At 61.3% G+C, this 15,585-nt stretch carries 17 protein-coding genes; 12 read left to right on the forward strand and 5 right to left on the reverse strand.

Annotated elements, in window-relative coordinates:
* Positions 1-37 precede the first annotated feature (37 nt).
* Genes FIU91_RS03020 through FIU91_RS03030 form a run of 3 tightly spaced genes read right to left on the reverse strand, consistent with a single transcriptional unit; the run spans position 38 to position 1,751 of the window.
* Positions 38-697 carry a thioredoxin domain-containing protein gene (locus FIU91_RS03020; RefSeq protein WP_043843752.1) on the reverse strand — a complete coding sequence of 220 codons (660 nt, stop codon included), beginning with the start codon at positions 695-697 and terminating at the stop codon, positions 38-40.
* On the reverse strand, positions 694-1,119 hold the full coding sequence (locus tag FIU91_RS03025) for a disulfide bond formation protein B (RefSeq protein WP_152461370.1): 426 nt from the start codon (positions 1,117-1,119) through the stop codon (positions 694-696). The genes FIU91_RS03020 and FIU91_RS03025 overlap by 4 nt, the downstream gene beginning before the upstream one ends.
* Positions 1,116-1,751 carry an SCO family protein gene (locus FIU91_RS03030; RefSeq protein ID WP_152461371.1) on the reverse strand — a complete coding sequence of 212 codons (636 nt, stop codon included), beginning with the start codon at positions 1,749-1,751 and terminating at the stop codon, positions 1,116-1,118. Before FIU91_RS03030 ends, FIU91_RS03025 begins: the two co-directional genes overlap by 4 nt.
* Positions 1,752-1,899: 148 nt before the next feature.
* On the opposite strand from FIU91_RS03030, the gene FIU91_RS03035 reads away from it, so the two are divergent.
* The 6 genes from FIU91_RS03035 (at position 1,900) to FIU91_RS03060 (ending at position 6,168) form a co-directional block, all read left to right on the forward strand.
* Complete coding sequence (locus tag FIU91_RS03035; RefSeq protein WP_152461372.1) at positions 1,900-2,328, forward strand: helix-turn-helix domain-containing protein; 429 nt, start codon at positions 1,900-1,902, stop codon at positions 2,326-2,328.
* A 3-nt stretch (positions 2,329-2,331) separates the two neighbouring features.
* On the forward strand, positions 2,332-2,658 hold the full coding sequence (locus FIU91_RS03040; RefSeq protein ID WP_152461373.1) for a YnfA family protein: 327 nt from the start codon (positions 2,332-2,334) through the stop codon (positions 2,656-2,658).
* A gap of 76 nt (positions 2,659-2,734) precedes the next feature.
* Positions 2,735-3,469, forward strand: coding sequence for a cytochrome c biogenesis CcdA family protein (locus tag FIU91_RS03045; protein ID WP_043843745.1), 735 nt, complete (start codon positions 2,735-2,737; stop codon positions 3,467-3,469).
* 98 nt (positions 3,470-3,567) lie between these two features.
* Positions 3,568-4,509 (forward strand): cation diffusion facilitator family transporter, encoded by a 942-nt coding sequence (locus FIU91_RS03050; RefSeq protein ID WP_152461374.1) that lies wholly within the window; start codon positions 3,568-3,570, stop codon positions 4,507-4,509.
* Positions 4,506-5,099: a hypothetical protein gene (locus FIU91_RS03055; protein WP_152461375.1), complete on the forward strand. Its 594-nt coding sequence runs from the start codon at positions 4,506-4,508 to the stop codon at positions 5,097-5,099. Before FIU91_RS03050 ends, FIU91_RS03055 begins: the two co-directional genes overlap by 4 nt.
* On the forward strand, positions 5,092-6,168 hold the full coding sequence (locus tag FIU91_RS03060) for a saccharopine dehydrogenase NADP-binding domain-containing protein (RefSeq protein ID WP_152461376.1): 1,077 nt from the start codon (positions 5,092-5,094) through the stop codon (positions 6,166-6,168). The genes FIU91_RS03055 and FIU91_RS03060 overlap by 8 nt, the downstream gene beginning before the upstream one ends.
* A gap of 454 nt (positions 6,169-6,622) precedes the next feature.
* On the opposite strand, the gene FIU91_RS03065 is transcribed toward FIU91_RS03060, so the two are convergent.
* The gene (locus tag FIU91_RS03065) at positions 6,623-6,946 is read right to left on the reverse strand and encodes a YnfA family protein (RefSeq protein ID WP_152461377.1); all 324 of its coding nucleotides are present in this window, start codon (positions 6,944-6,946) and stop codon (positions 6,623-6,625) included.
* A complete protein-coding gene (locus FIU91_RS03070; RefSeq protein ID WP_152461378.1) occupies positions 6,946-7,374 on the reverse strand; it encodes a helix-turn-helix domain-containing protein in 429 nt (142 codons plus the stop codon). Before FIU91_RS03070 ends, FIU91_RS03065 begins: the two co-directional genes overlap by 1 nt.
* A 149-nt stretch (positions 7,375-7,523) precedes the next feature.
* On the opposite strand from FIU91_RS03070, the gene FIU91_RS03075 reads away from it, so the two are divergent.
* The 6 genes from FIU91_RS03075 (at position 7,524) to FIU91_RS03100 (ending at position 15,583) form a co-directional block, all read left to right on the forward strand.
* Positions 7,524-9,809, forward strand: a complete 2,286-nt coding sequence (locus FIU91_RS03075; RefSeq protein ID WP_152461379.1) for a heavy metal translocating P-type ATPase — start codon at positions 7,524-7,526, stop codon at positions 9,807-9,809.
* Between the two features lie 11 nt (positions 9,810-9,820).
* Entirely contained in the window at positions 9,821-10,288 is a 468-nt protein-coding gene (locus tag FIU91_RS03080) for a DUF411 domain-containing protein (RefSeq protein ID WP_152461380.1), read from the forward strand.
* Positions 10,289-11,871: 1,583 nt separating this feature from the next.
* Positions 11,872-12,684, forward strand: coding sequence for a hypothetical protein (locus FIU91_RS03085; protein ID WP_254702025.1), 813 nt, complete (start codon positions 11,872-11,874; stop codon positions 12,682-12,684).
* Complete coding sequence (locus FIU91_RS03090) at positions 12,677-13,024, forward strand: hypothetical protein (RefSeq protein ID WP_152461381.1); 348 nt, start codon at positions 12,677-12,679, stop codon at positions 13,022-13,024. Before FIU91_RS03085 ends, FIU91_RS03090 begins: the two co-directional genes overlap by 8 nt.
* Positions 13,025-13,160: 136 nt before the next feature.
* A complete protein-coding gene (locus tag FIU91_RS03095; RefSeq protein WP_152461382.1) occupies positions 13,161-13,343 on the forward strand; it encodes a hypothetical protein in 183 nt (60 codons plus the stop codon).
* 89 nt (positions 13,344-13,432) lie between these two features.
* The gene (locus FIU91_RS03100; RefSeq protein WP_152461383.1) at positions 13,433-15,583 is read left to right on the forward strand and encodes a Mu transposase C-terminal domain-containing protein; all 2,151 of its coding nucleotides are present in this window, start codon (positions 13,433-13,435) and stop codon (positions 15,581-15,583) included.
* The last annotated feature ends 2 nt before the right edge of the window (positions 15,584-15,585 follow it).

Here is a 15,585-nt window from a genome sequence, read left to right on the forward strand (position 1 = left end):
CAGCTCCTTCTCGATTCTCGATTGCGCGCCCGTCGGATCAGCTTCCGGCGGCCGCGACTTCCGACGCGACCAGCGCCCGGAGTTGCGCCTCTCCGAATGGATCAAGCGGCTTGCCGTTGACGAAGAAGGTTGGCGTCCCGCTCACGCCGACGGTCTCGACGTCTGCTCGGTCCTGGTTGAGTATGCCGATGACGTCAGGAGCCATCATCTGCGTCTCTGCGGCTTCAGCATCTAGACCCGCCGTGGCGGCGACCTCGAGGATCAGCCCCGGTTCCGGCGCGCCATGCGACGCCCAGCGGGGTTGCTCGCGCAGGATGGCCTCCAAAACGGGCTCATAGACATCCTGCATCCGGGCGGCTTCCAGGACGCGAATGGCCTCTTCGGAGGCTTCCCCGTGGAACGGGGTGTAGCGGATCGCGAGACGGACGGCATCGCCATGCTCAGCCATGATGTCCTTCACCACGGGATAGAAGGCACGGCAGGCCTCGCAGGCCGGATCGAAGAACTCGACGATGGTGACCGGCGCCTGTTCCGGTCCCAGGATCGGCGAATAGGGGCGCAATAGGGCCTCCGCCTGTTCCGCCGGAACCGACGCGGTCTGCGCGACTGGCGCGGGACGAGTGGCGAACCAGGCAGCGAGCGCGAAGCCGGCGAGGGCAAGCACCAGGACTGACAGGACGAGTGTTTTTCGGTTCATGAATGTGATTCCTTCAAGGAAAGCGTCGACAGCCCGACGACCAGCACGAAGGCGATGAGCGACAGAAACGGGATCGGGATGCCGAGAACCAACTGGTTGACGTCGGTACACGAAGGACCGATCGCTGTGCAGGGCTGGATCGGTTCGGGAACGAGACCGACGTAGAGACCCGAGTGCCAGAGCGCGATCGCTGCTCCGCCAAGGCCGAGAGCCACGCCGTAACGCCCGACGCGGCGGTCCTGCCACCACAGCCCGAGACCCAGAACGACGGCCAGCGGGAACATGAACGCGCGCTGGTACCAACACAGAAGGCACGGCATCTGACCCAGCACCTCGCCGATGAACAGGACGGCGAGCGATGCAGCCAGCGCCACGATCCATGCAGCGGTGAGTGCTGTATCGGCGGAAGCTCTCGGTTTCATCTGGTGATCCGTTTCCGCAGATCGGCGAGGATCTCCTCGGCTGGCGTCCCATAGCTCCAGGTCGTGACGAGGCCCGCATCTGGGCCGAACAGAAACAGGTGTGATGTGTGGCTCATCGTGTAACCGCCCGGCGCGGAGGCCTCCTCGATTTTCTCGTAGAAGATGGGGAAGTTCTCGGCCGCTCGTTCGATCTGGTCGGACGTTCCGGTCAGGCCGAGAATGCCAGCATTAAAAACCGGCACATAGTCGGCAAGGTTCTCCGGCGCATCGCGCTCGGGGTCGATCGAGATGAAGAGCGGCTGAACCTGCTCCGCGTTCTCCCCCAGACCGTCCATGACCGCGGCAACCTCGGATAGGGTGGTCGGGCAGATATCCGGGCAATTGGCGAAACCGAAGAAGATCAGCATCCACTCGCCCGCAAAATCCTCCTGGGTGCGGACCATCCCCCTGTGGTCGGTCAGCTCGAAATCCGCTCGGAAAGCAGGTTCCGTCTCGGTGCGCGCACGATCGGCACGATAATCCGCCCAGAGAAGAAGCCAGACCAATACCAGGGCAGCAATGACCACCGACGCCCAAAGCACTTTTCGAAGGTGTGTCAGCGTCACATAAACCGCCTGTTTGCCGTCTTTCATAATGGCGCGGATACATGCTCTAGCCACTGGAGGTTCAACTACTTTCGCCGCGGTTACCGCGCTTTATCACATACATGTGAAAGCCATGTCCTCGTTGTCAAAGCGGCCAATCAAATCTACTAAGACTACACATTTGTTGGAGACATATATGCTTACAATCGGCAACTTGGCTGAGAAGACTGGCACCAAGGTGCAGACCATCCGCTATTACGAGCAGATCGAACTTATGCCCGAGCCCGGTCGGACCGCAGGCGGGCAGCGCCGCTATGGCGATGCTGAGCTCGACAGGCTGTCCTTCATCCGCCATTCGCGCCAGCTTGGCTTTTCTCTGGATGCAATTCGGGAACTGCTGGACCTCGGTGACCATCCCAACCGGCCTTGCCATGAGGCCGATGCGATTGCGCGACGGCAATTGACGCAGGTGGAGCGGCGGATCGCTCGGCTCGAGGCGCTGCGCACGGAACTGAATCGGATGGTGCATGAATGCAGCGGCGCGCGGACAGCCGATTGCCGCGTGCTAGAGGTTCTGCGCGACCACTCCGCATGCCTTACCGACCATGACGAGATCGGGGCGTGAGGTATGGGCGCGGCGATCGTCTATCCTCTGGCCGCATTGGCCAAGATCGCCGGTTGCTTCGCCATCTGGGCATGGTGGCGCCTCGGGACCTCGCCGCTCTGGTTGGCCCCGGGTCTTATTGCGCTTGCGCTCTTCGGGTGGTTACTCGCCCAAGTCGAGGCCACCGCGGCGGGGCGCGCTTTTGCGGCCTACGGGGGCGTCTATACCGCGGCTTCGGTTCTCTGGATGTGGCTGATCGAGGGACAGCGGCCAGACAGGTGGGATGTGATCGGCACCGCAATCTGCCTTGTCGGGGCAGCGATCATCCTGGCGGCGGCGCGCCAGGTCTAGGAGCTTCTCCTGAAGCTAAACCCGTCGTAGCCCTTCAAAGCCCGTTCGACTGAGGTGCAGGAAAGGCGGTAACTGAATGTTCGAAATCTCCGGTGTGGGAGTCATCGCAGCCTTTTTGGGCGGGACGGTCTCGTTTCTGTCACCCTGCGTTCTGCCACTGGCTCCAGGATATATATCCTATATCGCGGGGCAACCTGCTCCGGCATCGGGAACGGCGACAGCCATCGGCGACCGGGTGCGCAGTGTGATCCTGAGCCTCTGGTTCGTGCTCGGGTTCTCCACGGTCTTCGTGGCGCTCGGGGCCGGGGCAAGCCTTTTGGGCGGAATGCTGCTGCGCTGGAAATACGAACTGGGTCTTGCGGGGGGCGCTCTAATCGTACTTTTCGGGCTGGTGATGATGGGGGCGATCCGGGTCCCCGCGATGATGCGCGACACAAGGCCCGATGTCGCAACTAAAGGCGGCAACGCGGTGGGGGCGTATCTTCTGGGCCTCGCCTTTGCCTTTGGTTGGACGCCCTGCATCGGGCCGGTGCTCGGCTCGATCCTCGCGGTGAGCGCGACATCGGACGCGGATGGCGTGGCGCTTCTAGCCATCTATTCCGTGGGTCTGGGCGTGCCGTTCCTGCTGATCGCGCTCTTTACCAATGAAATCGCGGGCAAACTCAAACGGATCGGCGCGACAGGCCGGTGGCTCTATCGCAGCGCGGGCGGGCTGATGGTGCTGATGGGGATCGGAGTGATGACCGGTCAGATCAACCGTCTGGCCTTTTGGTTGCTCGAAACCTTCCCGGTCCTTGGCAGCATCGGATAGCCGAAGGCCTAAGGTCTCGGTCGAAAGTAGTTAAAGGCATTGAAGCTACAGCCACTATAGCAACTAAATTGCTCCTCGACCGATTCGAGGAGCTTTCCGTGCCGCACGATCATAGCCATGCTCATATCGACCCAAAATCCGGCGATCGCCGCGTGTCTGTCGCGATCTGGGCCAACGGCCTTCTGACCGTCGCGCAGATCGTCGGCGGGATCCTTTCGGGCAGCTTGGCGCTGATCGCTGACGCGCTACACAATTTCTCGGACATGGCGTCGCTTGTGATCGCCTTCGCCGCGCGCAAAATCGCGCGGCGACCGGCGGATGATCGCATGACCTTTGGCTACGGCCGGATCGAGATCGTCGCCGCGCTGATCAACTACACCACGCTTATCCTGATAGGTTTCTACCTGATCTACGAGGGCGGCATGCGGATGATCGACCCACCACAGATTCAAGGCTGGACGGTCGTGATCCTGGGTGGTGTCGCACTGGTCGTGGACACCCTTACCGCGCTGCTGACCTATTCCATGCAAAAGGGCAGCGTGAACATTCGCGCCTTGTTCCTGCACAACCTCTCCGATGCGCTCGCGTCGGTCGCTGTGATCGTCGGCGGATCGCTCATCATCCTCTACGACATGCGTTGGGTGGACCCGGCGATCACGATCGGGATCGCTCTCTACATTCTATATCTAGCCATTACCGAGATAGGCGGCCCGATCCGAACGCTGATGCTGGGAAGCCCTCCCGATCTGGATTGCGGTGCTGTCATCAATGCGATGCGCGGGATCGACGGCGTCGCAGACGTCCATCACGTCCATCTCTGGCAGATGCAGGAACACGAGGCGGCGCTCGACTGCCATGTCGTTCTCACGAACGAAGGCTGGACGCGGATCGAAGGCATAAAGGCTGAGCTCAAGGCGTGCCTGAAGGATCGGTTCGGCATTTCCCATTCCAGCCTCGAATTCGAACACGAAGATCACGCGCACATGAACGCCGCTCTCTATGGTCATGGCAGTTCGGCGCGGAAGGAGGAAACAGGATGAGACGACCGCTTGTCTTAGCGGGGTCGACTCTGGCGGCCGTTGTCATGTTCGTCGTCGCAATCGGTACACTCGTGCCGCAGACGGTGGACGTGAGTGCATCGAGCATGATCGATGCGCCGCGTGCGGAGATTTGGCGGGTCGCCTCCGATTTCGAGGGGGCGTTCGAGGACTCGAACCCGGCGCACCGTGGGACCACCGTGCTGAGCGATCCAAAGGCGCCCCTGCGCGACGGTCTCCGGTTCCGCCAGGAGGAGTATGTCGGCGGGCTCCGCGGTGTGCTTGAGGCGGAGTTGTTCGACGTCTATCCGCAAGCGCGCTTCGGCTGGCGCGCCGAGACCGACTACACGCTCTGGGGCCTGCCAGTCGCGACCGTCGAGGAAGGTGGGATCTTCCGGATCGAGGAAAGCCGCGAAGGAGACGGTTTCCGCGTATCGCATCTTGTCTGGGGAAACTTTCCCGACACGTTCTACGGCCGCTTGCTGAGCTGGGTATCCGTCGCGTTGCTCGACATGGAGACCGACGCCGAGCGCCACACGCGTGTTGAGCTCGAGTATTTTGAACGACAGCTGGAGGGCGCTCGCGATGGCTGACGGGCTCTCTTTCGCCATCATCGGGGGCTATGGCCAGTTGGGGCGCGCCGTCGCGGCGCCGCTGCTCGATTGCGGGGCGGACAGGGTCACGATCGCCGGGCGCAGTTCCGAAAAGGCCGGCAAGGCCGCGAAGGATCTCGCCGGGCGAGACCGCACCGGCCGGCTCGTGTCGGAACGCGCAGGCGCCGATGACGGCGACGCTCTTGGCTCTTTGCTCTCCAGCCACGACGTCGTGATCCATGCGGCGCCCCTCGACAGTGTTGCAGCCCGGACCATGTGCGAGGCGCTCTCGCGCGTGGGTGGCCGAATGGTTCTGGTCAGCCACGACCCTGACGCAATTGCGGGCTTGCAGGCCGCGCGTCCAAAGCTCGAACAGGCCGGGGCGAAGGTGATCGTCGATGCCGGAGCGGACCCGGGTCTGCCAGGTCTTGTCGGACATCTCGCTGCCGAGACCCACGGCGCCGCCGAGGGCGTCGAGATCTCGGCCCGGTACCGAGCTCCGGAGGTCGGCCGAGCCGGTCTCGCGGATATCCTCGACAGCGCGACCGACGCGGCCTGGGTCTATGCAGATGGCTGGCGGCGCGCCGGTCTCTTCGAGGTTCGTCGTCGAGCTTGGCCCGGCGGACTCGGAGCATCGCTCGCGATGCCCGTGTATCTGCCTGAACTCGATGTGCTTCGCCGTCGTCACGGACTTCGCCGGCTCGCCCTTTGGCACGGAGGTCTGAACGGCCCCGCAGACTTGGTTGTGTCGATGCGCCGGGTTCTGGGGCGGATGTTTCCGCGGGAGGTCAGTCTTGCAGCGCTAAAAGCAACGATGCGCTTCGCGAATCCGCCACCCTACGGCCTTGGGATTTCAGCGGTTGCAGCCGGACAAGGCCGGCAGTCCGAGGTTCTGCTATCGCACTCCGACGTCTACGAGGCGACGGCAGGGATCGCCGCCTGGTGCGCAGAAGACCTCGCCGGAGACAATCCCTCGGCTCCTTCGTTCCGGGTCGCTCTTGAACTGCTGTGTGGTGGCGACGCGAAAGACGGCCTGCAGGAGCGAGGCTTCGATCTGATGTTTCGGTGACCGACGCACGAAGCGGCTTGATCCCAATGACCCCGTCCGAAGACCTAAATGCACTGTCCCGAGAATACGCCCATACCCGAAGACCTGCCGAGCCTCCGTCCGCGAAAGATCTCCTTCCTTCCCTTCGAACTGTTCTTATACTCCAGCGCTAGATCGACGATTGCCTGAAACGCGACAAGGCCGCAAAAACCCGGCTAGATGTTGCGCTGATTGTCCGCAAAGCTGCCGAGCGGGCCGAATTTGCCGCGTATCGCATGAGTGGCAGCAATCGAAAAGCCACTTCGCAGCGCGGAGATGGTCGGTGAACGGCGGCTTCGGGTCGATCGCGGCGTCCCGTTAGTCGGGGCGGATTTCGACCCTTCGCGTATATGCGATTAAAGAAGATATCTCTGAGGGAACCGACCTTGCAACTGTTTTTCCATGTAGCACCCGTTAGGAGTATCAGAGCCTTCTGTCACCCAGCGCGTGGCGCGGCCAGGATCATGCCGGCTCCGGCGAGGCACAGACCTGTACCGGCAAAATCCCAAAGGTCCGGCCGCTGCCCCTCTACACTCCACATCCAGAGGAGCGAAGCGGCGATGTAGACGCCCCCGTTAGCAGCGTAGGCCCGCCCGGCGAAACCGACGTCAACCTGGGCGAGAAGCCAACCGAACAGGACGAGGCTCGCCATCCTTGGGAGCAGCAAAAGGAACGAGGTACCGCGCCACCACGCCCAGATGGCAAAGCAGCCGGCAATCTCGGCAAGCGCAGCGAGCGGGTATACGACTATCGTCGGCATCAGGGGGCAGGCTGCTGGTGATGAGAGAGGCATTCTTCGTGATCGCGCAAGACCTCGAGTATGTGGCAGTCGGCCACGCGGTCGGCGTTGCACTCGCTAATCATCCGCCGAAGTTCGACCCTGAGCGCCTCGAGACGCGCGATACGCGCCTCGACCTCGCGCAGCTGTTTCTGGGCGACTGCATCGACCTGCGCGCACGATCGTTCAGGGCTGTCCGAGAGATCCAGAAGTTCGCGGATCGCGCCAAGCGAGAAGCCAAGCTGTCGGGAGTGACGGATGAACGAAAGACGATCAAGCTCGACATCCCCATAGCGTCTCTGGCCACCATCCGTCCGGCCGGGCTCGGGCATCAGACCGATCTGTTCGTAGTACCGGATGGTCTGCACCTTTGTGCCGGTGCGCTTGGCGAGAGTGCCGATCGAAAACATGGATTTCCTCCTACTGCCCTGTGGTGCTGGAAACGCGTGGCTCCTCACCACGGCACAGGTTGAGGGAAATCTCCAGCCGAGGCTTGAACCTACAGTTGCTGTAGATCGTATATCAAGGTTCGGTCGAAGAATCACGGCGGAGGGCCTTCATGGCAAACACCAGCGCACAACAACGCGAGTGGCGCGTGACGGGCATGGATTGCGGGTCATGCGCTGCCAAGGTGCGCGGCGCGGTTGAGCGCCTGCCTGGCGTTGAAGGTGTCGATGTCGCCCTGATGGCCGAGCGGTTGCGATTGACGCTCGATGAGACACAGACACCGCCCGAGCACATCGAGAAGGCCGTGCGGGGCGTCGGCTTCGGGATCGCGCCCAAGGGAGCTCGGCCGGAGAAGCCCAAGGGAGGCTTCGTCCTGCCGGACGGAGCGTTTCCGGGTGCTACGGAGGGCTCGGAGACCGACAGCGCTCCGGAAGAAAACGACGAGCCGGCCGAAGCGGCGCCGAGATCGTGGATGACATCGTCCAAGGGGCGATTAGTGATCGGCACGGGCGCATTGCTCGCGGCGGCCTGGGCGTCCCGCCTCGTCCTTCCGGCAGAGGTCGCCCATTGGGCGTTCGTCCTGGCGACGCTCGTCGGAATCGTCCCCGTCGCGCAACGCGCTTTCGCCATGGCCCGGGCTCAAATGCCTTTCACCATCGAGATGCTGATGACCATCGCCGCTGGCGGTGCGCTGGTAATCGGTGAGCCGGAAGAGGCAGCGCTGGTCGTTTTCCTCTTCTCCGTGGGGGAACTCCTGGAAGGGGTCTCTGCGGGTAAGGCGCGCGACAGTATCCGGGCGCTCTCGAAGCTTGTGCCGAAGACCGCGCGGCTCGAAGTGGGCGGCAAGACGCGTGAGGTCTCGGCCGAGAAGCTCCAGGTCGGCCAGATCGTGCAGGTTCGCCCCGGTGACCGCGTGCCCTGCGACGGCGAGGTGATCGAGGGCACCTCGGGCGTCGACGAGAGTCCGGTGACCGGCGAGAGCGTCCCAAGCCTCAAGGAGCCGGGTGCCGAGGTCTTCGCCGGCTCGATCAACGCCGCGGCGCTCCTGCGCGTGCGGGTATTGAGGTCGGCCGAGGACAACACCATCGCCCGCATCGTCCGGCTGGTTGAGGAAGCCGAGAGCGCCCGCGCACCGACCGAACGCTTCATCGACAGGTTCAGCCGGGTCTACATGCCCGCGGTGGTCGCGGCCGCTGTCCTTGTCGCCGTCTTCCCGCCGCTGGCCTTCGGCCTCGCATGGGGCGAGTGGTTCTACCGGGCGCTGGCGCTGTTGCTGATCGGGTGCCCCTGCGCTCTGGTCATTTCGGTGCCGGCCTCGATCACCTCGGCTCTGTCGACCGGGGCGCGGAACGGCCTGCTGATGAAGGGCGGCGCTGTGATCGAGGCGGCGGCCCGCACCACATATGTCGCCTTCGACAAGACCGGGACGCTCACGCATGGCAGGCCCCGCGTGACGGACGTCTCGGTGCTGAGCGGGAGCGAGGAGGACCTCATGGCGCTTGCCGCCGGGGTCGAGAGCGGCGCGAGCCACCCGCTTGGACAGGCGATCTGCGCCGAGGCCAAGAAGCGGGGCGTCGATGCGGCGGCGGCGACCGGCGGCCGCGCGCTTCCCGGCAAGGGGGCGGAAGCGTCCATCGACGGCGTGAGCGTTAGCGTGGGCTCGCCACGGCTGGCAAACGAGCGCGGCGCACTCACGGACGACCTGCGGACCCGCGTGGCGACGCTGGAAGCCGAGGGCAAGACGGTGGTGATCGTCCTGCGCGATGACGCGCCGGTGGGTCTCATCGCGCTCAGGGACGAGCCGCGCGCCGATGCGGCGGATGCCGTCGCGCAGCTGCGCAGGCTCGGCATCTCCTCGATCATGCTGACGGGGGACAATGCGCGCACGGCCCAGGCCATCGCCGAAGGACTCGGGATCGAGTATCGGTCGGAACTCATGCCGGAGGACAAGATTACGGCGATCCGTGATCTAAGCGCGGACGCACATGTGATGATGATCGGCGACGGCATCAATGACGCGCCCGCGCTCGCCGCCGCGCATGTCGGCGTGGCCATGGGCTCGGGCACCGATGTCGCGCTCGAGACGGCCGACGCGGCGATCCTTCGGAACCGCGTAACCGATGTTGTAGGCAAGGTCCGCCTCGCCCGGGCCACCATGTCGAACATCCGCCAGAACATCGCGATTGCGCTTGGACTCAAGGCGGTCTTCCTGGTGACCACCGTGCTCGGCATCACCGGCCTCTGGATCGCGATCCTCGCCGATACCGGCGCCACCGTGCTTGTCACGATGAACGCGCTCCGGCTGCTGTTCTTCCGGCCCACCGGCACAACTGAACCTGCGGGGCACGTCAGTCTGACTGCTGAGACACGCCCCGATCAAGCAGCCGCAACGACCTGAAAGGAATCCAGATGACCCTCACCCGCCGCGCCATGATGGCCTCCGCCGCAAGCTTTGCCGCGACGGCACCGACCGCCGGTCTGTCCCGAAGCTCTCCCGCGATCCACGTTTTGAAGGACCCCAATTGCGGATGCTGCACCGCCTGGATCGAAATTCTGAAGGAGGACGGCTTTGCCGTCACCACGGAGCGCAGCTTCGGCACCCTCCTAATCCGGCACAAGCTCGAGAACGGCATACCCCAGAACATGACCTCCTGCCACACCGGTGAGGTTGAGGGCTACATGATCGAAGGACATGTGCCGACGGCCGACATTCGACGGCTCCTCTCCGAGCGCACCGATGCCGTCGGTCTCGCTGTGCCCGGCATGCCCTACGGCTCACCAGGCATGGGGCCGGAGAATGAGCGGGAAGCCTATGAGGTCTTCTTGATCCGGAAAGACGGCAGCACGGAGATCTTCGCAAGCTACGAGGCTGCCTGAGGGCAAAAGGATTGACGATAGGGCGCTGCGTATTTTCCACATCGCGCAGTTACATCGAAAGCTCGGAAAGTCTGACATCGGCGCCGCTGCCGCGAGGCACAGCGAATGGTGGGATTCGGCTTTTGGGCCTAGTGCGGTCTTGGACGACCGCTAAGGTGATGTTCGCTGTTGCGCAAAGCCCCGCTTGCTGCGGCTGCGAGCAACGCAACCGTCATGCCGCAGCTGCATCGGTTGTTCGCCAAATGACTGAAAAGTCCGCGTTGTGAGCCTTTTTGTCCCTCTATAGAAGGTTGAGTGTGACGCAAAGGCTCTTGCGGATCAGGACGGCAAGCTTTGGGACAAGCACTTAATGACATCCAGAAAGCGCTGTCTTTCTGTCCGTCTTCGCAACGCATTTAGCACTAACTAATCGGAAGTTGCGATCAGGTGGTTGAAGGTATCGCCAGGCCTGATGCAGTTCGAGGCTTTGCACCGGCCTGAAAGGTTGTGCCATTGGCGCCATACCAAGCTACCACCGCACCGTTCTGCAGAACTTAACCAGGGTTATGGTTCGGGCAACGTTTACCGCCAGCATAGGAAGAACTACGGACATCTACGTCAGGTGCGAGCGCATCTCGTTCGAATGGAAATAGTATCCGTCTAGGTTGTGGCCATTAAGTCACGAAGAGTTCTTGCTCGAATTCCCAATTAGAATTTGCGAAAAATTATTTGACTCCCGATCAAGCAGTTACTAGCTGTTGCTTTGACACGGGGAGCGATCCCCTCGGGCCCGGCAAAGAGACCGGATCACCTTAAAGGTCATCGTTTACACATACCGGGCGGACCCCAGTGCTTGAGCCTCAGGGCATCTTGCAGAGGGAATGCAGATCCCAAGAACCGGATGATCGAACCGGCGTCTTGGCAAACTAGCGGTCAATGTGGACGGGGCCTGAGTCTTCTCAGAACTCGACATGTTTTTGATGAGCGCCTTGGTGCGCAAATCGGCCGCTTTCCGCGCGCCGATTTTTTTATGCGCGGTTGATGAGGGTCGAGATCGAAGGATCGCGAAAATGCAGGAGAGAATCAGTGGCTGAATACCAATTGAGTCCAGAATCATCGGTTCGAAATTCATGTAATTTGCCACCGAAACGCGAAGTCGAAAGAAAAGAAAAATTTGTCGATTGAAACAATCGGGAATATTTTCGCAGATCACAGAATTCCGTCGCTGGCGAAGCTTGATCTAGGGACGGACGCTCGCTTTTAAATTTGGGCAAGAGGTAGTTTGGCGTAATATGCGAAAAATCGGGAAAGAACCCTTATCTAAGCCTCTGAAAAAATTGGAGGAATGCCTTCCCCGATGCGGAGCGAGACGATAGCTTTGTCGAAGCTGGAAGCGGCCACCGAAAACGGAACGAGGAGAACGATCACATGACGGACTGAGAAAAGAAAAACACGTGATCTGCGCCAACAGACCACGTGCTTGCTGGACAGAGCGATGTCTACCCGATGATTGCGTAAACGATAGCGATTGTTCGCGTCGTTTTCAAGGACAACGTTCTTCCGGCTCACATACGCAGACCTACCCAACCGCCAGCATCTGACGCGTGGCGACGGGAGAGGTGTGTCCCGATGCCAACGACGCCATCGGCGTCCGCGAAGCATGGGCCGCCGCTTGGGTCATCCGCTTTCCGAATGCCCGGGAGGCGAAACCTTCGCTGAAAGAACAAACGATGTCCTATCATTTTCAAGACGGTGGAACCGAGCTGCCTGAAGAGAGCCTCGGCGACCGTGCGACACAGGTCGGTTCGACGAAGCACTTCACCGGACGGCTGGTCATCGGCGACGATGCTGGTCGTCGTCTGGGGGTGGAGAGCCACCTGGAGACGAAAGCAGCTTTGCTCCTTTCGACGCGCTCCGACACGTTGTCGCTCGTCGAGCAGGTGCGCTTCGAATGGTTCGATGCCGATGGTGAAATCCACGATCACTACATCGACCTGGTCGTCGCACGCGCTGACGGAGTGAAGATCGGTTACGCAGTGCGTCCTTGGGCGCGCGTCTCGGCGCGGTATCTGGAAGAGCTGTCCCGCATCAAGGAGCAGTCCATCGCGGCTGGCGCACTCGACGATTTTCGCGTCTTCACCGAGTCCGATGTGTGCCCGCTCGAGCTTCACAATGCCAAGCTTTTTCATTCGGTCCGGCGCCCCGACGTGTTCGCAGACCCAGTCGTCCGCGATGTCCTGCAAAACATGGCGGGGGTGTTCACTGTAGATGCTGTCGTCGAAGCCACTGGCCTTGATGGGATGGCATTTCGTGCAGTGGCGCGGCTGATCCGGTCAGGTCATCTCGCACTGGTTTGTCCTGAGCGCATTACCCGCAAGACCCGCATCTTCAAGGCGTTGGAGATCTCACATGGATGAGAAGTTCAAAATCCGTCCGGCACGGACATTTGGTATCGCGACCTCGTTTCCAGCACCGAAGCGTCGACAGCGCGCGGTTCCCCCACCGCCCAGGAACCTCTTTGGGTCGCTGGATCGGATCGAATTGGATGATTTCCAGATCTGCTTGTCGGACCTCTCTTTGAAGTTCGCAGACCAGAGAGCTTTGATGCCGAATGGCCCTCGACCGACAATCCGTATCGAGGTCGGCTTCGACAAGACCTCGCGCATGATCCGATGGAGCCGTGGAGAAACCTTTTGTTGGTATCCTGGATCCGCCATGACGGTCGGTCGGTTCCCGCGCGAGTCTAATCTTATGTAGTGACCGCCAGCGAATTCAACCGCGCCTGCCTTTACGCGAGCAGGTGGGCGCGACCTTCCACGAAACTCCAGCTCGAATTTCTCCGAGGCAGCATCTGTCTTGGCTCAAATTCTGCACGCCATCGAAAGGACAAAAAATGGCACGTAATCAATGGGAATTCATCGGTGTCGCCGACATCATCATTTCAGACAGCGGAAGCCTCTTCCGGTCTAGTGACTTCGATCCTGACCGATCGAATGACGCCGCACCTTTCGGATTGAGCGACGTCCGCGACTGTTTTGGTGAACTCGACGCCTATGGCGACCGACTGGGTCTCTAAATCCTGAAATCCCCCAAGCCCTGGCCGTCTCCTGACGTCCATTCGTCTCAAGCAGCAATCGCTGCACTGATCCCAAGAAAGGACTTCCCATGGATCTCTCTTTTTCGACCAACACTGCTGTTTACGCGTTCGGTGCCTATGATCAAATCTTTCTCGAGGGCATCGAATATGTCCCGCATTCTCAGAATGAGTGTGGCCACCTCTTCACTCGTGCTGATGGAACGGGCCTCGCGAAGCAGGTTTCCCATGGTGAATTGAGCCGGCTGGTTGCGAAGGGTCGTTTGACCGTCAACCGGAATCATAACCATCCGAGCCTTTCTCGCAAGCGGTTCATGGACGCGGAAACGTCGCTCTCTGCACTGCAGGGAAAGCCTCAGATCCGCATTACCAAGCGCGAGGCATTTTGCCAGGCGGCAATCGAATTGCATCGTGAAGGTGAGCTGAAGTTCACGGATGAGAGCTTGAGAGCTAACATGCGTGGAATTAAGGGCCTTGCGGTCGAGCTTGTTGAGAATCTGAATCGGTCTGGAGAAGAGAAGCTTCCGCCGTCAGAGGATTTTAAAGTATCTCCGTCTCCTCGAACTTTGCGACGCTGGCTCTCTGCGCGCAACGAGCTGGGACTCCATGGCCTTGTCGACAACATGTCCCGTCGTGGCAACCGAACGACCTGCATGTCGCCGGAAGCGCTGGGACTTATGATGAAACAGGTGCGAGAATACCTGTCTCCCGAAAAGCCGTCCATTCAAATGATCCACGAGAACGTGCAGGACGCGTTTCGTGAGCGCAATGATGAGCGGGCGAGCCGAAGGCTTGATGCACTCATCATCCCGAGCCGAGAGACGGTTCGGCGGGCCATTCGGGCGCTCGACCCCTTTTCGGTTGAAGCCGCTCGGAACGGTGAAGCAGCGGCGCGGAAGAAATTCCGGCCGGTCGCCGGCGGAATCAAGGTGACCCGACCGCTGGAGCGCGTTGAGATCGATGAATGGACTGTCGATGTCATGACGCTGATGGAAAGCAGCGGAATGTTTGCGCTGCTGACCGACGACGAGAAAGCACTTCTCGGCCTCGAGAAGAAAAAGAAGGATCGCTGGACGTTGACGGCGGCGATCTGCTGCACGACGCGATGCATTGTCGGCATGGTCCTGAGCCGGAACCCCCAGGCCCAAGCGGCTGTCCAGGTTCTGCAAATGATCACGACCGACAAGGGCGCTTGGGCGGATGCCGTTGGCGCTCTGAGTCCCTGGGACATGCACGGAACCCCGGAACTCATCGTTTTCGATGGTGGCGCGGCATTCAAGTCGCAACGCTTCCGGTTCGCGGCTGAGGATCTGGGCGTTTCTTGGGAGATGGCCATGAATGGCACCCCCGAGAACCGTGGAACGATCGAACGCGCTTTCGGCACGTTTGCGATGGACTTCGCGCCGCGGCTCACTGGGCATACTTTCTCATCCATTATCGAGAAAGGCGACGCCGATCCGGAGGCCCGAGCTGCGCTCACTGTGGATGATTTCACCTTCGCGCTTCAGCGTTGGGTCATCGACATCTATCACAATACGCCGCATCGCGGGCTGGGTGGAGAAACGCCGGCCAAAGCCTGGCGCCGTCTCAGCGAGGAATTCGGCGTTCAGCCTCCGCCGGACATGAGGATGACCCGTCTGTGCTTTGGATACGAGCGCGAGTATCGCCTCGACAAGACCGGGATCACCATTCTGGGCGTGCGCTATCACAATGACGAGCTCGCGCAATACATGCTCCGCAAGGACCCCCGGATGATCGACGTTCGCTGGCACCCCAAGGATATCGGCTGGATCTCGGTCAAGCTCGGTCAGAAGTGGTTCGATATTCCGGCGCTCGACCACAGCCTTGATGGGATCGCTGCGCAGACCTGGCTGACCGCCGTGCGTCACGTGCGCTCTGCACGTCCGAAGTCGAACCGTCTGGACATGATCGCGGTTCGCGAAGCGATGAAGGCCATCGCAGAGCGCAACAAGGCGGCCATGGCTGCGGCGAGCCTGAACGTCGAGGACTGGTCTGACGACCGCGTGGCCCGCGCTGAGGCGGACCTTATGGCGGGCGTCGAGTTCTTCGAACGCAAAGGCGCGCAGAAAGTCGACGGTGATCTCGGTCACGAAATCCCCTCCACCGCCGATTTGACGGGTGCGTCCGTTGGCGACGTTCAGGAACCGGGTGACGAGCTCAAGCCCTCTGGCAAGTCCAACTTTTCGATCGAGGAGGACTGATC

It is taken from the genome of Roseivivax sp. THAF30, assembly GCF_009363575.1.
Taxonomy (GTDB): domain Bacteria; phylum Pseudomonadota; class Alphaproteobacteria; order Rhodobacterales; family Rhodobacteraceae; genus Roseivivax; species Roseivivax halotolerans.

Bases quoted from the DNA above. Each gene is read 5' to 3' on its own strand.
- FIU91_RS03020 (WP_043843752.1), bottom strand. From the start codon at position 697: ATGAACCGAAAAACACTCGTCCTGTCAGTCCTGGTGCTTGCCCTCGCC.
- FIU91_RS03025 (WP_152461370.1), bottom strand. From the start codon at position 1,119: ATGAAACCGAGAGCTTCCGCCGATACAGCACTCACCGCTGCATGGATC.
- FIU91_RS03030 (WP_152461371.1), bottom strand. From the start codon at position 1,751: ATGAAAGACGGCAAACAGGCGGTTTATGTGACGCTGACACACCTTCGA.
- FIU91_RS03035 (WP_152461372.1), top strand. From the start codon at position 1,900: ATGCTTACAATCGGCAACTTGGCTGAGAAGACTGGCACCAAGGTGCAG.
- FIU91_RS03040 (WP_152461373.1), top strand. From the start codon at position 2,332: ATGGGCGCGGCGATCGTCTATCCTCTGGCCGCATTGGCCAAGATCGCC.
- FIU91_RS03045 (WP_043843745.1), top strand. From the start codon at position 2,735: ATGTTCGAAATCTCCGGTGTGGGAGTCATCGCAGCCTTTTTGGGCGGG.
- FIU91_RS03055 (WP_152461375.1), top strand. From the start codon at position 4,506: ATGAGACGACCGCTTGTCTTAGCGGGGTCGACTCTGGCGGCCGTTGTC.
- FIU91_RS03060 (WP_152461376.1), top strand. From the start codon at position 5,092: ATGGCTGACGGGCTCTCTTTCGCCATCATCGGGGGCTATGGCCAGTTG.
- FIU91_RS03065 (WP_152461377.1), bottom strand. From the start codon at position 6,946: ATGCCGACGATAGTCGTATACCCGCTCGCTGCGCTTGCCGAGATTGCC.
- FIU91_RS03070 (WP_152461378.1), bottom strand. From the start codon at position 7,374: ATGTTTTCGATCGGCACTCTCGCCAAGCGCACCGGCACAAAGGTGCAG.
- FIU91_RS03075 (WP_152461379.1), top strand. From the start codon at position 7,524: ATGGCAAACACCAGCGCACAACAACGCGAGTGGCGCGTGACGGGCATG.
- FIU91_RS03080 (WP_152461380.1), top strand. From the start codon at position 9,821: ATGACCCTCACCCGCCGCGCCATGATGGCCTCCGCCGCAAGCTTTGCC.
- FIU91_RS03090 (WP_152461381.1), top strand. From the start codon at position 12,677: ATGGATGAGAAGTTCAAAATCCGTCCGGCACGGACATTTGGTATCGCG.
- FIU91_RS03095 (WP_152461382.1), top strand. From the start codon at position 13,161: ATGGCACGTAATCAATGGGAATTCATCGGTGTCGCCGACATCATCATT.
- FIU91_RS03100 (WP_152461383.1), top strand. From the start codon at position 13,433: ATGGATCTCTCTTTTTCGACCAACACTGCTGTTTACGCGTTCGGTGCC.